Annotated in this window: 20 protein-coding genes; 5 read left to right on the top strand and 15 right to left on the bottom strand. The window is 40.0% G+C overall.

Going from position 1 to position 17099, the window contains the following annotated elements; translation table 11 throughout:
• From ACCB35_RS08885 to ACCB35_RS08870, 4 genes are all read right to left on the bottom strand, one after another.
• Positions 1 to 897: a ketopantoate reductase family protein gene (locus tag ACCB35_RS08885; RefSeq protein ID WP_374056585.1), complete on the bottom strand. Its 897-nt coding sequence runs from the start codon at positions 895 to 897 to the stop codon at positions 1 to 3.
• 136 nt (positions 898 to 1033) lie between these two features.
• Positions 1034 to 2575, bottom strand: a complete 1542-nt coding sequence (locus tag ACCB35_RS08880; protein WP_044337488.1) for an acyl-CoA carboxylase subunit beta — start codon at positions 2573 to 2575, stop codon at positions 1034 to 1036.
• Positions 2576 to 2660: 85 nt separating this feature from the next.
• Positions 2661 to 2876, bottom strand: coding sequence for a biotin/lipoyl-binding carrier protein (locus ACCB35_RS08875; protein WP_044337489.1), 216 nt, complete (start codon positions 2874 to 2876; stop codon positions 2661 to 2663).
• Positions 2877 to 2952: 76 nt separating this feature from the next.
• The gene (locus ACCB35_RS08870) at positions 2953 to 4302 is read right to left on the bottom strand and encodes an acetyl/propionyl/methylcrotonyl-CoA carboxylase subunit alpha (RefSeq protein ID WP_374056584.1); all 1350 of its coding nucleotides are present in this window, start codon (positions 4300 to 4302) and stop codon (positions 2953 to 2955) included.
• 232 nt (positions 4303 to 4534) lie between these two features.
• Here ACCB35_RS08870 and ACCB35_RS08865 point away from each other — a divergent pair, with 232 nt between their 5' ends.
• Positions 4535 to 5011 carry an N-acetyltransferase gene (locus tag ACCB35_RS08865; protein WP_044337491.1) on the top strand — a complete coding sequence of 159 codons (477 nt, stop codon included), beginning with the start codon at positions 4535 to 4537 and terminating at the stop codon, positions 5009 to 5011.
• A gap of 364 nt (positions 5012 to 5375) precedes the next feature.
• Here the strand turns inward: ACCB35_RS08865 and ACCB35_RS08860 are convergent, their stop codons facing one another.
• The 4 genes from ACCB35_RS08860 to ACCB35_RS08845 all read right to left on the bottom strand — a co-directional run bounded on the left by ACCB35_RS08860 (position 5376) and on the right by ACCB35_RS08845 (position 7794).
• Entirely contained in the window at positions 5376 to 5996 is a 621-nt protein-coding gene (locus tag ACCB35_RS08860; protein WP_044337493.1) for an RsfA family transcriptional regulator, read from the bottom strand.
• A gap of 129 nt (positions 5997 to 6125) precedes the next feature.
• A complete protein-coding gene (locus tag ACCB35_RS08855) occupies positions 6126 to 6884 on the bottom strand; it encodes an enoyl-CoA hydratase/isomerase family protein (protein WP_374056583.1) in 759 nt (252 codons plus the stop codon).
• A gap of 129 nt (positions 6885 to 7013) precedes the next feature.
• Complete coding sequence (gene rpmF, locus ACCB35_RS08850; protein WP_044337494.1) at positions 7014 to 7187, bottom strand: 50S ribosomal protein L32; 174 nt, start codon at positions 7185 to 7187, stop codon at positions 7014 to 7016.
• A gap of 64 nt (positions 7188 to 7251) precedes the next feature.
• Positions 7252 to 7794, bottom strand: coding sequence for a DUF177 domain-containing protein (locus ACCB35_RS08845; protein ID WP_044337495.1), 543 nt, complete (start codon positions 7792 to 7794; stop codon positions 7252 to 7254).
• Between the two features lie 239 nt (positions 7795 to 8033).
• Here ACCB35_RS08845 and ACCB35_RS08840 point away from each other — a divergent pair, with 239 nt between their 5' ends.
• A complete protein-coding gene (locus tag ACCB35_RS08840) occupies positions 8034 to 9245 on the top strand; it encodes a nucleotidyltransferase (RefSeq protein WP_374056582.1) in 1212 nt (403 codons plus the stop codon).
• A 35-nt stretch (positions 9246 to 9280) separates the two neighbouring features.
• On the opposite strand, the gene ACCB35_RS08835 is transcribed toward ACCB35_RS08840, so the two are convergent.
• A complete protein-coding gene (locus ACCB35_RS08835) occupies positions 9281 to 10321 on the bottom strand; it encodes a SepM family pheromone-processing serine protease (protein WP_374056581.1) in 1041 nt (346 codons plus the stop codon).
• Positions 10322 to 10325: 4 nt separating this feature from the next.
• Positions 10326 to 11105 (bottom strand): patatin-like phospholipase family protein, encoded by a 780-nt coding sequence (locus ACCB35_RS08830; RefSeq protein WP_374056580.1) that lies wholly within the window; start codon positions 11103 to 11105, stop codon positions 10326 to 10328.
• Between the two features lie 177 nt (positions 11106 to 11282).
• Here ACCB35_RS08830 and ylbJ point away from each other — a divergent pair, with 177 nt between their 5' ends.
• A complete protein-coding gene (ylbJ, locus tag ACCB35_RS08825) occupies positions 11283 to 12503 on the top strand; it encodes a sporulation integral membrane protein YlbJ (protein WP_044337499.1) in 1221 nt (406 codons plus the stop codon).
• Positions 12504 to 12590: 87 nt separating this feature from the next.
• On the opposite strand, the gene coaD is transcribed toward ylbJ, so the two are convergent.
• From coaD to ACCB35_RS08805, 4 genes are all read right to left on the bottom strand, one after another.
• On the bottom strand, positions 12591 to 13088 hold the full coding sequence (coaD, locus tag ACCB35_RS08820) for a pantetheine-phosphate adenylyltransferase (RefSeq protein ID WP_374056579.1): 498 nt from the start codon (positions 13086 to 13088) through the stop codon (positions 12591 to 12593).
• Between the two features lie 26 nt (positions 13089 to 13114).
• The gene (gene rsmD / locus ACCB35_RS08815; RefSeq protein WP_374056578.1) at positions 13115 to 13672 is read right to left on the bottom strand and encodes a 16S rRNA (guanine(966)-N(2))-methyltransferase RsmD; all 558 of its coding nucleotides are present in this window, start codon (positions 13670 to 13672) and stop codon (positions 13115 to 13117) included.
• A 261-nt stretch (positions 13673 to 13933) separates the two neighbouring features.
• Positions 13934 to 15343 carry a hypothetical protein gene (locus ACCB35_RS08810; protein ID WP_374056577.1) on the bottom strand — a complete coding sequence of 470 codons (1410 nt, stop codon included), beginning with the start codon at positions 15341 to 15343 and terminating at the stop codon, positions 13934 to 13936.
• 90 nt (positions 15344 to 15433) lie between these two features.
• Positions 15434 to 15748 (bottom strand): hypothetical protein, encoded by a 315-nt coding sequence (locus ACCB35_RS08805; RefSeq protein WP_374056576.1) that lies wholly within the window; start codon positions 15746 to 15748, stop codon positions 15434 to 15436.
• 99 nt (positions 15749 to 15847) lie between these two features.
• On the opposite strand from ACCB35_RS08805, the gene ACCB35_RS08800 reads away from it, so the two are divergent.
• Positions 15848 to 16237: a methylthioribose kinase gene (locus tag ACCB35_RS08800; RefSeq protein WP_374056575.1), complete on the top strand. Its 390-nt coding sequence runs from the start codon at positions 15848 to 15850 to the stop codon at positions 16235 to 16237.
• Positions 16238 to 16324: 87 nt separating this feature from the next.
• On the opposite strand, the gene ACCB35_RS08795 is transcribed toward ACCB35_RS08800, so the two are convergent.
• Positions 16325 to 16600: a YlbG family protein gene (locus ACCB35_RS08795; protein WP_044337505.1), complete on the bottom strand. Its 276-nt coding sequence runs from the start codon at positions 16598 to 16600 to the stop codon at positions 16325 to 16327.
• 138 nt (positions 16601 to 16738) lie between these two features.
• On the opposite strand from ACCB35_RS08795, the gene ACCB35_RS08790 reads away from it, so the two are divergent.
• Positions 16739 to 17053 carry a hypothetical protein gene (locus ACCB35_RS08790; protein ID WP_374056574.1) on the top strand — a complete coding sequence of 105 codons (315 nt, stop codon included), beginning with the start codon at positions 16739 to 16741 and terminating at the stop codon, positions 17051 to 17053.
• Positions 17054 to 17099: the final 46 nt, after the last annotated feature.

Here is a 17099-nt window from a genome sequence, read left to right as displayed (position 1 = left end):
TTATCCCCCCAGACCTTCTCTTTCTATTCCTTTAACTAATCTGTAAACTATATTCATGATGGGTACAAAATGGTGTTCTTTATATGCTTTTTCAACTAGAACGCCTAAGATAGATTCTATTTCCGTTTTCCTGCTGGATTCAATGTCTTTTAACATGGAAGATCTGTTTTGATATGTATTGGTGCAAATTTCTTCAACCCTTTCAAAGGAAATAATCCCTTCCATTTGAGGAAAGAGGAGAAGCAGTTCCTGAAATAAATCTTTTTGTAATTGATGCAAGTGTGGGTTTTCAACCAGCTTCCCGTTGGTTATCCGGGTTATAGCCGTTAGAGGGTTAATTAGTACATTTACGAATAGCTTGGTTAGGAGCATTTCCTCGAAGTCTTGTTTTAGTAAAAATGGAAATGAAGGAATGCTCTGTGATACTAATTCTTCTACAACTCCCCATTCTCCTCTAATTAAAGCGAGATTTGTCTTACCTTCTCCTGAATGAAGGAGAGCATGGTCGTTTTCTTTCAGCGCTCCGTGTTCTACCGAACCAGCAAGCAAATTCTGGTGGGGCAATGATTTCACCCAATCCAAATGTCCAATCCCATTTTGAAGGAATAGTAGTGGTTGATTCTTATCCATAAGCACTAACACATTTTCCAAGGACTTTAAATCATATCCCTTTACTGCCACAATCACTAGGTCAAACTTCAAGGGAACTTCAGTAAGTTGATCGGACCGGACCTGCGTTGTGAATGAAGAACTTTCCTTATGTACATTTATACCGTTCATTGATAGGAACTGAACCTGTGCCTCTCTCCTTACAAAGAGAGTGACATCAAACTTCCGGCCCAAATAACCCGCAAATAGAAGTCCGACTGCTCCTCCTCCGATGATTCCTATTTTCATAAAGACTCCTTTTCGAACATGTTTTTAAGTATAGTTTACCAAATTCCCCGGAACTAGAAAACTATAGGCTAAAAGAATCAGTCCACGTTTAAAAGAAAGGGCCCGTCCCTAAGGAGCGAGCCCTTTCTAACTATCATTAAACAGGATATACGGGATGTTTTCTCTCACTAAATTGAACTTCTTTGGTTTCATAGAGCTTATAACGTTGAATTAAAACAGAACGTAACTCATTAGGAGCTGTAATTTCATCGACTATTAATTCCGAAGCCAGTTTATAGATATCAATGTGTTCTTTATATTCTTTTTGCTTTTCTTGAACATATTGAATTCTCTCCTTGGGGTCTTCGATAGCTTGTATCTTATTTGAATAAACGGCATTTACCGCTGCCTCAGGCCCCATTACGGCAATTTGAGCTGTAGGGAGGGCAATACAAACATCAGGATCAAAAGCTGGACCTGCCATTGCATATAGACCGGCGCCGTATGCCTTTCTTACGATGACAGAAATCTTCGTAACCGTTGCAGAGCTCATGGCAGCGATCAACTTAGCTCCATGGCGAATAATACCTGCTCTCTCCACTTTCGTCCCTATCATGAAACCAGGGACATCTGCAAGGAATAATAAGGGAATATGGAATGCATCACATAACTGGATGAATTTTGCCCCTTTGTCTGCAGAATCGTGGAAAAGTACTCCTCCCTTTACCTTTGGCTGATTGGCAATGATCCCGACCACTTTTCCATCCATTCGCCCGAAACCCGTTATTAATTCAGGTGCAAAGAGTTTTTTCATTTCAAAGAAGCTGCCTTCATCAATCAATGTATCGATGCAATCGTACATATTAAAAGGTGCATTTTGATGTTCCGGGATAATGTCTTCTAACAGCTTCTCATGCTTAGGAGCGAGACCATCCTTGACGGCAGGCTTGTGTTTATAATTCGCCGGGAAATAACTTAAATATCTCTTCGCTTCTTCAATCGCTTCCTCTTCAGATGCTGCAAGAAGGTCTCCGCATCCACTGACAGTACAATGCATTCTTGCACCACCCATCTCTTCGAGTGTCACTTTTTCGCCGATTACTTTCTCAGCCATACGAGGAGAACCGAGATACATAGATGCATTTCCATCAACCATAATCACTATGTCACAAAAAGCAGGGATATACGCGCCACCAGCTGCCGACGGTCCAAAAAGTACACAAATTTGTGGAACCATCCCTGACATTTTCACTTGATTATGAAAGATTTTACCGGCACCGCGTCGATTAGGGAACATATCTAACTGATCGGTAATGCGAGCTCCGGCTGAATCTACTAAATAAAAGATAGGCACTTTTAAATTCAGCGCGGTTTCTTGAATCCGGATGATTTTCTCAACGGTTCTTGCTCCCCATGATCCTGCTTTAACTGTAGAATCATTGGCCATCACACAAACAGTCTGGCCTCCAACCTTTCCAATTGCCGTTACGACTCCATCCGCCGGCAGATCTTCTGCCTTATTGTTTGCAAACATACCATCTTCTTGATAATCCCCATTATCAAATAACTGTTGAAGCCGATCACGAACAAACATCTTTTTCTGTTCTTTCAATTTCTCGTGATATTTCGGCTGACCACCCGAAGTAATCCTTTCTCTCGTTTGTTCGAGAGTATTGATGATCGTTTTAGATGTCGACATACTATCCCCTCCGTCGTTTTATGTAAATGCGTAAACAAGTCAGAGATGTTCAAATCATCTCTGACTTAATGTTTGCATACTCGATTTAACCTTCAATAACGAGTAATACATCCCCTTCATTGACAAAATCCCCTACACTCACCTTAATTTCCGAAACTTTCCCACCCGCTTCAGCTTCCACAGGAATTTCCATTTTCATTGATTCAAGCATTAATACAGTATCCCCACCAGACACTACTCCGCCTTGTTCTACAAGTACATTTAAAACCGTTCCTGCCATTGTTGATGTAATTTCCTTCATGATCGATTCCTCCAGTTTGTTCTCTTTTAGTTGAATTCTTATCAGTGTCTAACATAATGCCCAATGCCCATTCTTCTTACGTGCGGTTGGCTGTCAAGAAGTCCTGAAGCCATTTCGTGGTGTAAGATCCTTCGATAAAGCCTTTATCTTCAATGATATTCTTGAATAGAGTGACATTCGTCTTTACTCCTTCAATGGTTACCCCTTCAAAGAAGACCTTGGCTTTATGTAATGCATCTTGACGATCTTTTCCTTCGATGATGCATTTAGAAATCATCGGATCATAGAATGGAGTAACCTTGTTTCCTTCTGCGTATCCGCTATCAATTCGAACACCTTCTCCTTCTCCCCATTGCAAGGTCGTTAATTGACCTGGAGACGGGTAAAACGTCTTCGGATCCTCGGCGTATACTCTAAACTCAATTGCATGACCGTTCACAGGGATTTCCTCCTGTTTGCATAGAGGGAGAGGGTTTCCTGAAGCTACTAAAAGCTGCCACTTCACTAAATCTAATCCCGTGATGGTTTCAGTGACCGGATGTTCTACTTGTAGTCGGGTATTCATTTCCAGAAAATAAAAATTTTCATCTTCATCAACAATGAACTCAACTGTTCCGGCATTCGTATAGTTGACTGCCTTCCCTGCCTGTACAGCAGAGGCAAACATCTTCTCCTTCGTTTCTTGAGAAAGCCCGGGAGAAGGTGATTCTTCTATCACTTTTTGATTTCTTCTTTGTACAGAACAATTCCGCTCAAAAAGATGCACCAAATTCCCATGATGATCCCCAAAGATCTGAACTTCAATATGTCTCGCATTCTCTATACATTTTTCAAGAAAGACTTCCTCTTTCCCGAAATAGGCTTTTGCCCTATTTTTAGTAGAGTCGAAGCTTTGAACGAGCGCTTGCTCATTTTCACAGCGGATCATACCGATTCCCCCGCCTCCACCACTGGCCTTCAACATAACGGGGTAGCCAATATCAATTGCTACACGCTTGGCAGCATCAAGGGTTTCGACACCTCCATCACTTCCAGGTACGACCGGTACAGACGCTTCTTGCATCACCCTTCTAGCCTCTACCTTGTCGCCCATCTTTTCGATAATGTCATGAGTAGGACCAATGAAGGTGAAACCTTCTTCTTCAACTCTTCTGGCGAAGTCTGCATTTTCTGATAGCAGACCATACCCGGGATGAATTCCATCCACCTTTTCCTTTTTCGCTACGTCGAGTATATTGTCCACTACCAAGTATGAGCGATTCACTTGTGATTCACCTATGCGGTGTGCAATATCCGCTTCTTTAACGAAGGGCATATCCTGATCTGCATCGGAATAAACCGCGACTGTTTGAATGTTTAATTGTTTACAGGTTTTAATGATTCTTGAAGCAATTTCTCCCCTATTTGCAATTAGAATTTTTCGCACAATCTCTCCCCTTTCTTCATAGAACACCTCTGTTCATATTACGAATTCTACAAAAATCGTCGAAATCCTTCTTCTTTATTGTAAACGTTTTCTTAATTAAGTGCAGAATTTTTTGTTTATTTGTTATATAATAATAGTAAATACTTGCATGATCATTAGATCCGTTGCAAACGGATTCATGATTCACCATGTTTTCTCAAACATATTTTTTAGCATTCTAGGAGGTAATACGATGGCTGTGAAAGTGGAAAAATTAAAAGTAAACTATAAAACTCTTGAAGAGTTTAAGAAATTTAAAGAATATGGTGTACAGGAATTATCCATGCTGGAAGACTTACAAGCAAACATTATTGAAAACGATAGCGAGTCACCTTTTTATGGAATTTACTTTGGAGATACCTTGGTTGCCAGAATGAGCTTGTATCAGCGCAATGCCCGTTTTGATCAGTACTTCGATCCTCCCCAAAATTACTTGGAACTATGGAAACTTGAGGTATTACCAAAATATCAGAACAAAAGTTACGGAAAAATGCTTGTAGAATTTGCGAAAAGCTTTGGTTTACCCATTAAGACAAATTCCCGTATTAAATCCCAGGGATTCTGGGAGAAAATGGGCTTCGAAGCCGTTACGTACGAAGTGGAAAGAGATTTAGGTGAAAATCCATACGTATGGTTCCCAGAAGGGGTTAAAGAACAGAAAATCAGTTAACTACTAAAGCGGAGGCGGCTCGACCAGAGGCGACAAGCATAAGGCAGACCCACCGGAAAGGCGTCCTTTGCCTTTTTGGTGGGTTTGACTTATGACCTCGAGCCTCTAGCCGCCGGAGCTGGATGATAACTAAAGCGGAGACGGCTCGAACAGAGGCGACAAGCATAAGACGAACCAGCCGGAAAGGCGCTCTTTGCCTTTTTGGCTGGTTTGACTTATGACCTCGAGCCTCTAGGCGCCGTAGCTGGATGATAACTAAAGCGGAGGCGGCTCGACCAGAGGCGACAAGCATACGATAACCATTATCACAATGAACTAAGATAGGCTGGCTAAATGAATTCATTTAGCCAGCCTATCTTTGTCTTCATTTATTCAACCGCTGAAGGTTCCCGTTTTTATCCATCTGAAACTTCACTTTATCTTCATTCCCTTGCAAAAGAGCCATTTTCCTTGCTTTTTCAAAAATAGCTAATAATGACTTATGATCTTCTTCAAGAAGATTATATTTCGCTTCATACTCTTTCAACTCCCCTTCAACCTCTTGAAGCTTTTCTTTCAAAAAAGAGATTTGTCCATGAAGCTGTGTATTTTCATTCCTTACTTTTTCACCGTTTCGAACGGCTTCTTCAGCTTTTTGAAGATAATTTATCATACTGCCCATTGAAAACACTTCAGGGGCTTCATGCTCTGGAGAACTCTCTACCTGCTTCGGCAATTCTTGTTTATCTTCATTTACCTTACCTATTGGAGAATCCTTCTTAGATTGCTTTCTCTGCTTTTTAGCAAGTTCAATTCCGGATTTATATTGTTTACGAACAAATGAGTTCCAACGAAAGCCGCAGGCCGCTGATGTTCTTGATAGTTTCCTTCCTACCTCTTCAAATGCTTGAAGCTGGGTACCGCCTTCTCGTATATGGCGTAATACCACTTCCGCTAACAACACATCTTCATCTTGACTCCATGCATCCTGTCTATTTGAAGACATTTCCATCCCCCCTGTAAGATCCAGTTTATCCATACATATGCGCTTACTAGAGAAGATAGAATCTGCATCACTATTTTTTATCCATACAAAAAGGAACAGGTTTTCTGAACCCGCTCCTTTTGGCATGGTTTATTTATTAAAGAATCTCTCCACTGCCTCGTGATGCTCATCACTCGCCCAAAGCTTTGCACACTGGCTGATTTCCTTCATTATATTCTCTTCTACTCTTTTTTTATCCCATTTCCTCAGGAGTTGCAGCTTATATGCCTTCAAGACTCCCTCTGATTTCAGTGAGATCATCTTAATAAGGGGAATTTCATGGATTGGGACATTTGCATCAACTAATTCATCTATAAACCCTATATCATGAAGGACTTCTGCTTCTTCCACCCTCGCTGTCATCAGTAACGAGAGTGCTTTAGACGCTGAAAGCCTTTCAAAAAGTAAGGTCCCCCCTCCCCAGCCTGTGGTGATGGCCAGATTCCCTTGAACGAAACCCATTTTAGAGGTCCTTTTGGCAATCCTAAAATCACAAGCTGTGGCAATCTCACACCCTCCGCCAATCGCCGTTCCGTTAATAAAGGCGATTGTAGGTTTTGGTAGAAAGGCTAGTTTCATAATGAGGCTGCCCATTTTACTGAGCATTCCATAACTTTCACTTTCAGTTTTCAGGTTATGAAATTGAGATAAATCCCCTCCTGAGCAAAAAGCCTGATCACCACTACCAGTAATAAGCAGCGCTTTCACATGATCATTAAGAATACACTCATTTAACGCTTTTTCGAGTCCTTCCATAATTTCATAACTCACTGCATTTCGCTTTTCCGGACGATTGATGATAAACTGCAGGATCCCATCTTCATTCATATGTATCATATATTCTCCCAAATCAGACCTCTCCTTCCATACTTATAGTGTATGGTTTTATAAATGGGTTGAACAGAGATTTCTTTAAAATGACAATAAAAAAAGCGTGAAGAGCCATGGCCTCTTTCACGCTTTTTTTGTTATAAACAATTATTTGTTTACAACTTCTTTTCCTTTATACGTTCCGCACTCTTTACAAACACGGTGTGCTAGTTTCATTTCACCACAGTTTGGGCATGCTACCATACCAGGTACACGTAGTTTGAAGTGTGTACGACGTTGTCTTTTTGCTGTTTTAGATGTTCTTCTAAAAGGTACTGCCATTCTTCCCACCTCCTTAAAAGAGATTCATACTCATTATGAAGCCAGTCGAACTGGTACTTCGCTTTTAAGATTTCTTGTTTTGATCAAGAAGTTTTGCTAAGTCAGCGAGACGAGGATCAACCTTTTTCTCTTCCTCTTGCTCGACTTGATAAGCTTGTTCTTCCGTCAGAACTTCCCAGTTCTTACCAGAAGGCATCTCATCTTGTTCTCTCGCTTCATCACTGATTACTTGCATCGGAATCTCAAGTAACAGCAATTCTCTTATAGCAGGTTTTAAATCAATAACATCACCTTGAATTCGATGTACTTCCTCTTCCTCGTACTGATCATAATCACTTTCATTTAGAAGATAGGTTTCGATCGTTTTAATGTCAACTGGTAAATCAACATCCACAAGGGTTCTTGAGCAAGGTAATACTAACTTTCCTTCTATATGAAGATGGAAGGTGACCCGGTTTGATCCGATATCTGCCTTTCCAGACACTCGAATAGGTGAGACTTCTATAATTTGGGGATCGATTTCTTTCAATTCATCCAAATTAATTGTTTCGTCAATGGAAAGTCCCTTGTCTCTAAATTTTTGTAATTGTATTATTGACCATTTCAATGTAATCACCTCAAGGCAACAAAGGTAATTATAGCTTTCATAATACCGTTTGTCAATATTTTTTCTTTACACTCTTTACAACCATAGTGTTGTAATTATAACGTTTAAATATAAGGATTTTCAAATATTTTATAATATTAGTTATGATTATGTTATAAAAGGAGAGAATCTATATCATTTCCTTATATAATGAACTAAATAACAGATAGTTCCGACTTAGAAAGGATGTGGAGAAATTCATGAAAGCAACAGGAGTAGTAGTAGAGTATAATCCCTTTCACAATGGTCATTTACATCATTTAAGGGAAACGAGAAGAACCACTGGGGCGGATGTGGTGGTTGCGGTTATGAGTGGGCATTTCCTTCAACGTGGAGAGCCAGCACTGGTCTCAAAATGGTCCCGCACCAAAATGGCATTGGAAGCAGGGGTTGACGTTGTCATTGAGCTTCCTTATTGCTTTGCAACACAGCATGCCGAATTTTTTTCACGGGGAGCCATTTCTCTCCTTGAGGCCATCGGCTGTGAAAGCTTTTGTTTCGGCAGTGAAGATGGAGATATCGATACTTTCGAGAAAACGGTCCAATTCATCCAAGCGAATAAGGAGAAATACAATACATATATAAGTGAGTTTATCCAGGAAGGCACGAGCTACCCTTCTGCTCTGGCCAAAGCCTTCCAAAGGTTAGGGAGCGGGGATTCGGTCATCGATTTAAGTAAGCCGAATAATATACTGGGATTTCACTATATGGAAGCTAGAAATCAGCTTCACACGTCATTAAAAGCTTACACCATCACAAGAGAATCTGCCGGATACCATGACGAGCACTTTTCTTCTCCTTCGATTGCGAGCGCTACAAGCATCAGGAAAAATATTTTCAGCAGTGAGGGTGATAGCAAGATTGACTCTTATCTTCCCTCTACATCTGTTGATCAATTATCTCAGTACCGACTCGAGTACGGGGAATTCCATCGCTGGGAAAATTACTGGACATTTTTGCAGTATAAGCTTCTTTCGTCGTCCAAAGAGGAGCTGAAGGAGATATATGAAATAGAAGAAGGTATAGAGAATCGGATGATAGAGTTAGTTAAAAGCTCGACTTCCTTTGAAGAATTCATGATGAAGCTTAAAACAAAACGATATACTTGGACGCGGCTTCAACGAATGCTCCTTCATGTTTTAACCAGTACAAAAAAGGAAGAGATGCGAAGCAGACACAACTCTCCACGCTATATTCGCCTGCTTGGAATGAATAAGACAGGGAGGGAATTTATCCATTCTAAGAAAAAAGAAATGCCTTTGCCTTTAATCAGCAAGCTTTCCAGTGCAAATCAATGTGATATAACCTTAGATGTCAGAGCGGCTGAAATTTATTCATTAGGTTTAGAAAATACGGCAGCCCGAAAAAAATTACTTCATCAAGAATGGTCTCAACCGCCAATTATTATATAAATAGAAAAGAGGCTGACAGAAGGCAGCCTCTTTGTTTATTCTAATGTTTGTAAAAATGCTAATGCTTCATCAAATGTTTTCACGGGTATTACTTTCATGTCCGTATCAATGTCTTCAGCCGTTCTTTTGGCAGCAATATAGTTTGATTCAAGATTTGGATATTTTTCTTTCATTTCCTTTGTAACTGTTTCATGTGGAGCAAGAAAATACTCTGCACCCGCCTTGTCAGCAGCAATGATCTTTTGTTCAATACCGCCAATGCGCCCAACTTCCCCATTTTCGGAAATCGTACCGGTTCCCGCAATGGAATACCCTTTCGTGAGGTCATCCTTCGTTAATTGATTATAAATCTCTAAGCTAAACATCAATCCTGCGGAAGGGCCACCTATTTCTTCAGTATCCAGTTTCACCGTCGGGTTGGTTTTGATTTCTTTATCATCACTGAGGGTAATTCCAAGACCAATTTTATCCGGCATATCTGGAAAAGATTGAAGGGAGATCGTTTCAACCATCTCCTCCTTATCCCGAACGAAAGTAATCTTCACGCTATCCCCACTTTTTTTCTTACTGACATATTCGATAAATTCCTCTGAGGATTGAAATGCATTGTCATCAACAGCAGTAATTCGATCACCAGGCTTCAAGACTTCTTCTGCTGGCATTGAAGGATAAATATTTAACACATATATTCCTTTATATGTGTATTTATAGGGTTTACCTGCTTTTTTGAAGGCCACTTCAATGGCATGGTTTTGAGAGTCGGCCATAAGGTGAAGTTGACGAAGATTATACTCCTCGTCACTTTCATGAGGACTTCTGATTTCCTCAACCGGAAAGATGTATTCGTATTTTCTTAAGCTTGCTATAAGATAGGCATAGATATTTGCTCTTCCCATCCTGACGGTTGTAAGCATTAATTCACCTTCGTCCTCATATCCATCCTTCACATCAACGATCGGATCCAGTTCATGTGCACCTCCCGGCTTCGTTACATAGAATGGAAGATAATAAAAGGATGTAGCAACCATAATAATGGTCATGATGACTAGGGTCCTGATTAATGTTTTCGTTTTCATGTTCTTACTCCTTCCAATTATCTAAAGCCTTCTGAATAGAAGGAATAACCTTCTTCGCCTCTTCCTCTCCCATATCTATAATTTCTTCAATATTTTTGAACGCTCTGGTACTATACATTTCTACATGTGGTCTTATCATAAAGTCAGAAGCAAATTCCCTGTGTGCGACGATTTCTAGTTGAAGGATATCGATGCTTTGCATAATCACATCATAAATCGTTGTGATTTCTGCATTACGTTTCACATGAGATACATCGACTCCTATGACGATATCAGCACCCATCTCTTTTACAACGGAAACTGGTACCCGGTCAATGACTCCTCCGTCCACGAGTAAACGGCCGTTTATTCTTTCAGGTACAAATATACCGGGAATCGCGATACTTGCCCTGACCGCACTTGAAATAGGTCCAGTCGTAAATACTACTTTTTCCCCATTTGTAATGTCTGTGGCGACTACACTTACTGGGATGTTTAAATCTTCAATATTTTTATTATGTGTGAAAAGCTGAATGAATTCTTTTATCCTTTTACCCGAAATAAATCCCATCTTCGGAACTGTAAAATCTAAATAATATTTTCTTCTGAAAGTGGTAGAAAGTTTGTAAAGGTCTTCCATCTTATGCCCTACCCCATAAAAGCAGCCGACCAAAGCGCCCATACTGCTCCCTGCTATCATATCAATCGGAATCTTTGCATCATCAAATGCCTTTAACACACCTAAATGTGCAAAACCTCTTGCCCCACCCGAGCCGAGGGCTAATCCAATTTTCGGTCTCTCCATGCCCTTCCCCCTTTTCCCGAGTTATCGGTACATTTCATCATATGGTCTATTTCAATTATGTATGAGTATATTGAGTAATATGAGGACAAGTTGAATTAATCCCATTTTATCATTCTTTTCCCATTTCACAAGGAATTGATATAGCAGGAACTTATTTCATAAGAGGGGGAAGTCCGGTTGTTTAAATCGAAAATCAAAACCTTGGCTTTATCCATAAGCGTGACTGTGTTTGCGGTATCTCTCATCATAATGCCCGGAGAATCTCTTGAGGCGTCCATACGTGGATTAGATATGTGGTGGGAGATCGTTTTCCCTTCCTTACTGCCATTTTTTATCGTGTCTGAAATGTTGATTGGATTTGGGGTAGTCAGGTTTATCGGGGTCATGCTTGAGCCCTTGATGAGACCATTATTCCGGGTTCCCGGGGTCGGAGGATTTGTGTGGGCAATGGGAATGGCATCAGGTTTTCCATCGGGAGCAAAATTGACGGCCCGCCTGAGACAAGAAGAACAAATCACCAAATTGGAAGCTGAGCGCCTTGTTTCCTTCACGAACTCTTCCAATCCTTTATTCATATTCGGAGCTGTGTCAGTCGGGTTCTTTCAAAACGCTACACTTGGTATCGTTTTAGCTGCCGCTCATTATATTGGAAACATATGTGTAGGTGTCGTCATGAGGTTCTATGGTGGAAAAGAAAAGGAAGAAATGAGGAATTCCTCTTCGGGGAAAAAGGGCTTTATCATTCGGGAAGCCTTTTCTGCTCTTCATCGAACAAGACTTGAAGATAAGCGCCCTATAGGGAAACTCTTGGGAGATGCTGTCACCTCTTCTATCCAAACCTTACTAATGATCGGTGGTTTCATTATCTTATTTTCGGTCATAAATAAAATGCTTTACCATCTTCACATTACGACCTTTTTTGCAGAAGGCTTTTCAACTCTATTTATTCTGCTTCAATTACCGGAGCAGTTAAGTATTCCTTTTATATCCGGATTATTTGAAATTACGTTAGGTTCAAAGCTGACAAGTGGAGTGAATGAAGCCACTCTCCTTCAACAAGCCATCATTACAAGCTTTATATTAGGATTCAGTGGATTTAGTGTCCAAGCACAAGTTGCAAGCATCTTAGCCGAAACCGATATACGGTTCAAACCTTTTTTCTATGCCCGTTTTGTTCACGGAATAGCGGCGTCCGTCACGACCATTCTTATTTGGAAGCCGATATATGAGAGATTTTCCGATGAGCAGCTCTCAAATGCCATACCCGTTTTCGCCATGAAAAATAATGCATTCTGGACGGAAATGCTATATTGGTTTAAGACTGCAGGTCCAGTGGTCACTATTTTCAGTTTGATACTCTACATCGTTCTGTATGCAAGAAGACAAGTGTATAAATAAAGAATGGGGTTGATCCCTTTGCCTATGCCAGTTACCTTCCACATCATGTGAAAGGTAAGGTCCAGACTCTGGGATCAACCCTGTTTATTATTCAGGCTTATTTAATTCACTATATTTTTCCTTTAACGATTCTTCCACACGCTTCGGGACTAATTCGGATATGTTCCCCCCGTACTTAGCCACTTCTTTTACAATACTCGAGCTCAAGAAAGAGTATTGATTATTCGTCATAATAAAGAACGTCTCAATATCATCTTCTAAAACCCTGTTCATAGACGTGATCTGCATCTCATATTCAAAGTCCGATACCGCACGCAACCCTCTAATAATTGCTTTCGCATTTACTTTTTTTGCGTAATCTACTAGAAGTCCTTGAAAAGAATCCACCACTACATTTGGAATGTCCCTGGTTACCTCACGAATCAATTCAATTCTTTCCTCTACAGAGAAAAGTGGTTTTTTAGAAGAATTATTTAAGACCACCACATAAATTTGATCGAAAACTTTCGCACCTCGTGTGATAATATCTAAATGTCCATAAGTAATCGGATCAAAGCTTCCCGGACAAACTGCAATGCTCGTCATATTGTTACCCCCTGCCTTTTGTTCCTTCAATCGGTTTCTTTCGAAAAAATGGAAATCCTTATAATTCCATACGTTTCTTCCCTTACTTTCTTCAAGCTCCCGGCTCTGTCTTCCAAGGTAATATCCGAGCCATGTTCACACATGACGTAACCGCTTTCATTTAAAAGGTTGTGCTCATCGATGAACTCAAGGAGTTGTTGAAGCTTCTGCTGTTTATAAGGAGGATCCAGGAAAATATAATCAAAGGTTAACTCTCTTTTTAATATCGCCTTTAACGCCCTCGTTGCTTCATTCCGATACACTTCACTCTGGTCCATTAAGTCACAATCCCGGAGGTTTGCCTTAATGGTTTGAAATGCTTTTGCATCACGGTCTACGAATATAACAGAATCAAGCCCGCGACTCAGGGCTTCTATTCCCAGTCCACCGCTTCCTGCAAACAAATCCAATCCTGATCCCCCTTCAAAATAGGGGCCTAACATATTAAATATAGACTCTTTCACCTTATCTGTAGTCGGCCGTGTCCCACTGCCAGAAACAGCTTTCAACGGTCTACCCTTTAACGTACCCGATATCACTCTCATAATCATCCACCAAATATGTATTTTTTCTTCACTATCCTATCATATCTCGACAGATATCGCTACATACTGAAATTGTTCTAAAAATGTATAAAATCATTTTGATAGGTGATAATGGAAGTAACAGCATCCTAACTGATGTTGTTGCCAACCGCGGAGAAGACTTACGATTCCCCATAAGTTCTTCCTCCGGTTTCTCCTCTCCCTTTGCCTTCTTTCCAGAAATGGATATAGAAGGACCCTGCAGAATTTCTGCAGGGCTTTTTACATTTCTTCTTTGATTTCGATTGAGGTTTCTTTTTTCAACACTTTTACCTTAAACAATTTCTCAAACCACTGAACATCCATATAATTGTAGCCCCCAATCGATTGGACAGGTTTCGTTAATAAGCCGTAATTTTCTTCATTGTAAATAAAATAATCTTCATTTACATAAAATCTGAATGTATTTCCATTCATTGATGTAAAGAATACGTTGGGTTGAATCTCTTTGATATTCAGTCCAAGAGCCTTCACGGCTTGTGGGAATTGAATGTACTCTTTCTGTTTATAAGAAATGTAAAACAGGTTCTGTGATTTCTTGTTGATGACCACTGGGTGATCGGCTTTAAAAACCATCGGGACATTCTTTTTCCTTTTTGTATTTTCAGTGAAAAATGTAGAGTCAAAGCCTGTAACCGCTCCTACTGTCATATCTAATTTGAATGCATCGACGGATTTTGTCTCGTCCTTCTCAATTCTTCGCTTAAACTCATCCAATTGGGGGGGTGTTAGTCCTTCCATTATTTCTTTATAAGCCCATGCGGATTTTGGAGTGAGCGGTTGTTTTTTTAAGCTGATGCCAACGATAAACTCTTTGAGCCAAACCTCTTCATCAGCGGATGCATGCTGTTGATAAAGTAAGCCGCCTTTCACTTCATTGAGGAGCTCCTCGTCAGCTGTATTCCTCACAATCAAATATGGAGATCGATAGGGCTTTATTTTGTTCGAGATGATGACCGTCACAAATCCTTCAAAGGAACTCAGGGAAGCCTCCGGGATATCTTCAATGTCAGTCGTGTCGTACAACATTCTCACAGTAGATGACTTTTTTTCCATCATCGTTTCTCTTGTCCAATATAAAGCGGATGGCTCCCCTCCACCACTGAAGAAATAGTAATCAATATAATTCATTTTTTTATGGCTGGCATATTTATATCCCGCTATCCATTTTCCAGTCCTGAAGTTCTTTTCCGTTATATGAATATCTGTATTTATTGTAGTAACTGAAGAAAGTGTAGGATGCCACTCTTTTACTAACATTACTTCTGTTTCTAGTGGCTGTTCGAATGAATAGGAAATCGTGATTTCCTGAAGCTCATTGTGGAGATTGCTTAGTAGGAATTCTCCGTTTTGTTTGGTTAAACAATTTTCCCCTCTATCATTTACACATGTAAAATCCATTGCACCATCCGGCCATTCAATTGTTATTTGTTTGGGAATCGTTGATAAAAATTGAATGGTTTGTGTAACAAGAAATTTTTTTTCCTTATGCATAATGAAATAAGACTGATTCACTTTTACAGCTCCGGACTCTTCGGCACTTTCCGTCGTAAATCCCATCCATTGAAAGAAAAGGATGCCAGAGCTGATCAGAACCATAAGTAGACCCAATGTAAATAGAACGCGTGTCATACCATACTCCTTAACTCCGTCTGCTACATAAAGAATAGCAGATTCAGGCAGAGAGTGGTGGGATATTTTAAGGAGATTACCATTTTTTATTCATCCAATATCCAGATCTTTACTGTCTGTGAGAAAAGGGGAGTCGCCTAAATGATCGTTCATTAAATGATTCCATTCAATTTCATCGACCAAACCATTACTGAGAAGAGTTTCCTGTAAATCTTCAAGTGAAGAGTTTTGCAGTTCATTTTCTTCCATGAGGGATAAGATTCCGTGAGCCGCCAGTGTCGACAGGATTGCTGTCACGATAAAGGAATCACTATTCTTTATCTCAATGTCTCCCCTTTCCTGCCTCCCTCCGATTACATATAAACATGATAATCCCAGGACGAGAAATAGAAATAACCATACCATCACGATCACCCCTATAAGTTATTTTGAATCTTTACTTATCACTATATGTTTGAAATAATAAGGAATTGATAAACTCGGTAAGAAAAGGAGATTGAATGAATGATTCAACGTTTTATTGAATTAGGAGAAGGATATTCAGATATTTATGAACTTATGGAGCTTGCAAAAGCTAATAAAGAACGATTACAGCATGTGATGGCATTTCATACAATTGTTAATAACCGGGCCGTTTCGTCCCTGGCTCTTGTGATGAAACCTACAGAACAGGGGAAATTCCAAGCAATCTATGTGTGCAGGGAAGGAATTCCAAACCCGAACATCACACCGAATCAGCGCTACTCCCTTTTTGAAGAAACGGCTAACGAATTAGACAAGGTCATCATCCAAATGGATGTGAAACCCTCCACTCTCTATCCAGAAAAAGAATTGTACTATCAACATCTGATCGCGATACTGCGCTTAAATCATTATATACTGCCTTTGCAATAAAGGATATTAAACATGCAGTTTTTTGTAACAGGGGGCTTTACACCCTAAGAAAAAAGCTGCCAAAACAACACTCTTTGGCAGCAAACATTAAAATCCCATTTTGTAATCATATTCCTTTGCCTTATCCGGGCGGGAATTTTCAAAAACAGACTTAATAAATGGCTTAAATGAAGGATCTACTTTTTTTACATAAGAATAGGTAGATATTCGTTCCATTACAGAGTCGATTTCATCTTGATTACAATAAAGTACAACATATTTCATTTTCTTCGAAACATAGTGAACATTCCCAAATCGTCTCAGGGACTTGGCATGTTTCAAACTATGTAACCAAACAACTAAACCTTGTCTCTCTGTTAACATATAGTTTCCCCTCTAGGAATCACTTTTTTTTAAGTCTAGCATAATAATGTGGGGGTAAGCAATACGTAATGGTGTGAACATTCAATAATTAAGCTGACAGTGAATACTACATAATGAAGTAGAGAATGGAGGGCCACCATGGACTTAAATGTGATTTGGGACTTTTTTATCGAACAGCTTCGACAAGAGGATGGGATTGAGGATGCTCATGTGAAATGGAGCGCAGGCATTCCATTTATCTATATACAATCCAAGAAAGAGAAAAGTGACATTGAATACTCCATTAAAAAGTGGTCGGCTAAAGCGATGCGGGGAAAAAGATTGCACTCAGATACGATTTTTTTCAGGGAAGATGAATCAATATATGTATATCGCCACCGGTTCTATGTTCCGCAGGAAAAGATGTTTTGCTGCGGGAACCTCTGCGTGGATTGTGTTAGGTTAAGGCAGTAGGTATAGGTTTTGATCTTCTCTAGATAAAAGAAGAGCAGACACATTG

It is taken from the genome of Rossellomorea sp. FM04394, assembly GCF_041889765.1.
GTDB lineage: Bacteria > Bacillota > Bacilli > Bacillales > Bacillaceae_B > Rossellomorea > Rossellomorea aquimaris_B.
This window is presented reverse-complemented; position numbering and strand designations above follow the sequence as displayed.

Excerpts from the sequence above, each read along its gene's own strand:
- rsmD (WP_374056578.1), bottom strand. The coding sequence starts at position 13,672 with ATGAGAGTGATATCGGGTACGTTAAAGGGTAGACCGTTGAAAGCTGTT.
- ACCB35_RS08865 (WP_044337491.1), top strand. The coding sequence starts at position 4,535 with ATGGCTGTGAAAGTGGAAAAATTAAAAGTAAACTATAAAACTCTTGAA.
- ACCB35_RS08835 (WP_374056581.1), bottom strand. The coding sequence starts at position 10,321 with ATGAAAACGAAAACATTAATCAGGACCCTAGTCATCATGACCATTATT.
- coaD (WP_374056579.1), bottom strand. The coding sequence starts at position 13,088 with ATGACGAGCATTGCAGTTTGTCCGGGAAGCTTTGATCCGATTACTTAT.
- ACCB35_RS08790 (WP_374056574.1), top strand. The coding sequence starts at position 16,739 with ATGGACTTAAATGTGATTTGGGACTTTTTTATCGAACAGCTTCGACAA.
- ACCB35_RS08805 (WP_374056576.1), bottom strand. The coding sequence starts at position 15,748 with ATGGTATGGTTATTTCTATTTCTCGTCCTGGGATTATCATGTTTATAT.
- ACCB35_RS08860 (WP_044337493.1), bottom strand. The coding sequence starts at position 5,996 with ATGTCTTCAAATAGACAGGATGCATGGAGTCAAGATGAAGATGTGTTG.
- ACCB35_RS08885 (WP_374056585.1), bottom strand. The coding sequence starts at position 897 with ATGAAAATAGGAATCATCGGAGGAGGAGCAGTCGGACTTCTATTTGCG.
- ACCB35_RS08840 (WP_374056582.1), top strand. The coding sequence starts at position 8,034 with ATGAAAGCAACAGGAGTAGTAGTAGAGTATAATCCCTTTCACAATGGT.
- ACCB35_RS08875 (WP_044337489.1), bottom strand. The coding sequence starts at position 2,876 with ATGAAGGAAATTACATCAACAATGGCAGGAACGGTTTTAAATGTACTT.
- rpmF (WP_044337494.1), bottom strand. The coding sequence starts at position 7,187 with ATGGCAGTACCTTTTAGAAGAACATCTAAAACAGCAAAAAGACAACGT.
- ACCB35_RS08830 (WP_374056580.1), bottom strand. The coding sequence starts at position 11,105 with ATGGAGAGACCGAAAATTGGATTAGCCCTCGGCTCGGGTGGGGCAAGA.
- ACCB35_RS08880 (WP_044337488.1), bottom strand. The coding sequence starts at position 2,575 with ATGTCGACATCTAAAACGATCATCAATACTCTCGAACAAACGAGAGAA.
- ACCB35_RS08800 (WP_374056575.1), top strand. The coding sequence starts at position 15,848 with ATGATTCAACGTTTTATTGAATTAGGAGAAGGATATTCAGATATTTAT.
- ACCB35_RS08810 (WP_374056577.1), bottom strand. The coding sequence starts at position 15,343 with ATGACACGCGTTCTATTTACATTGGGTCTACTTATGGTTCTGATCAGC.
- ACCB35_RS08795 (WP_044337505.1), bottom strand. The coding sequence starts at position 16,600 with ATGTTAACAGAGAGACAAGGTTTAGTTGTTTGGTTACATAGTTTGAAA.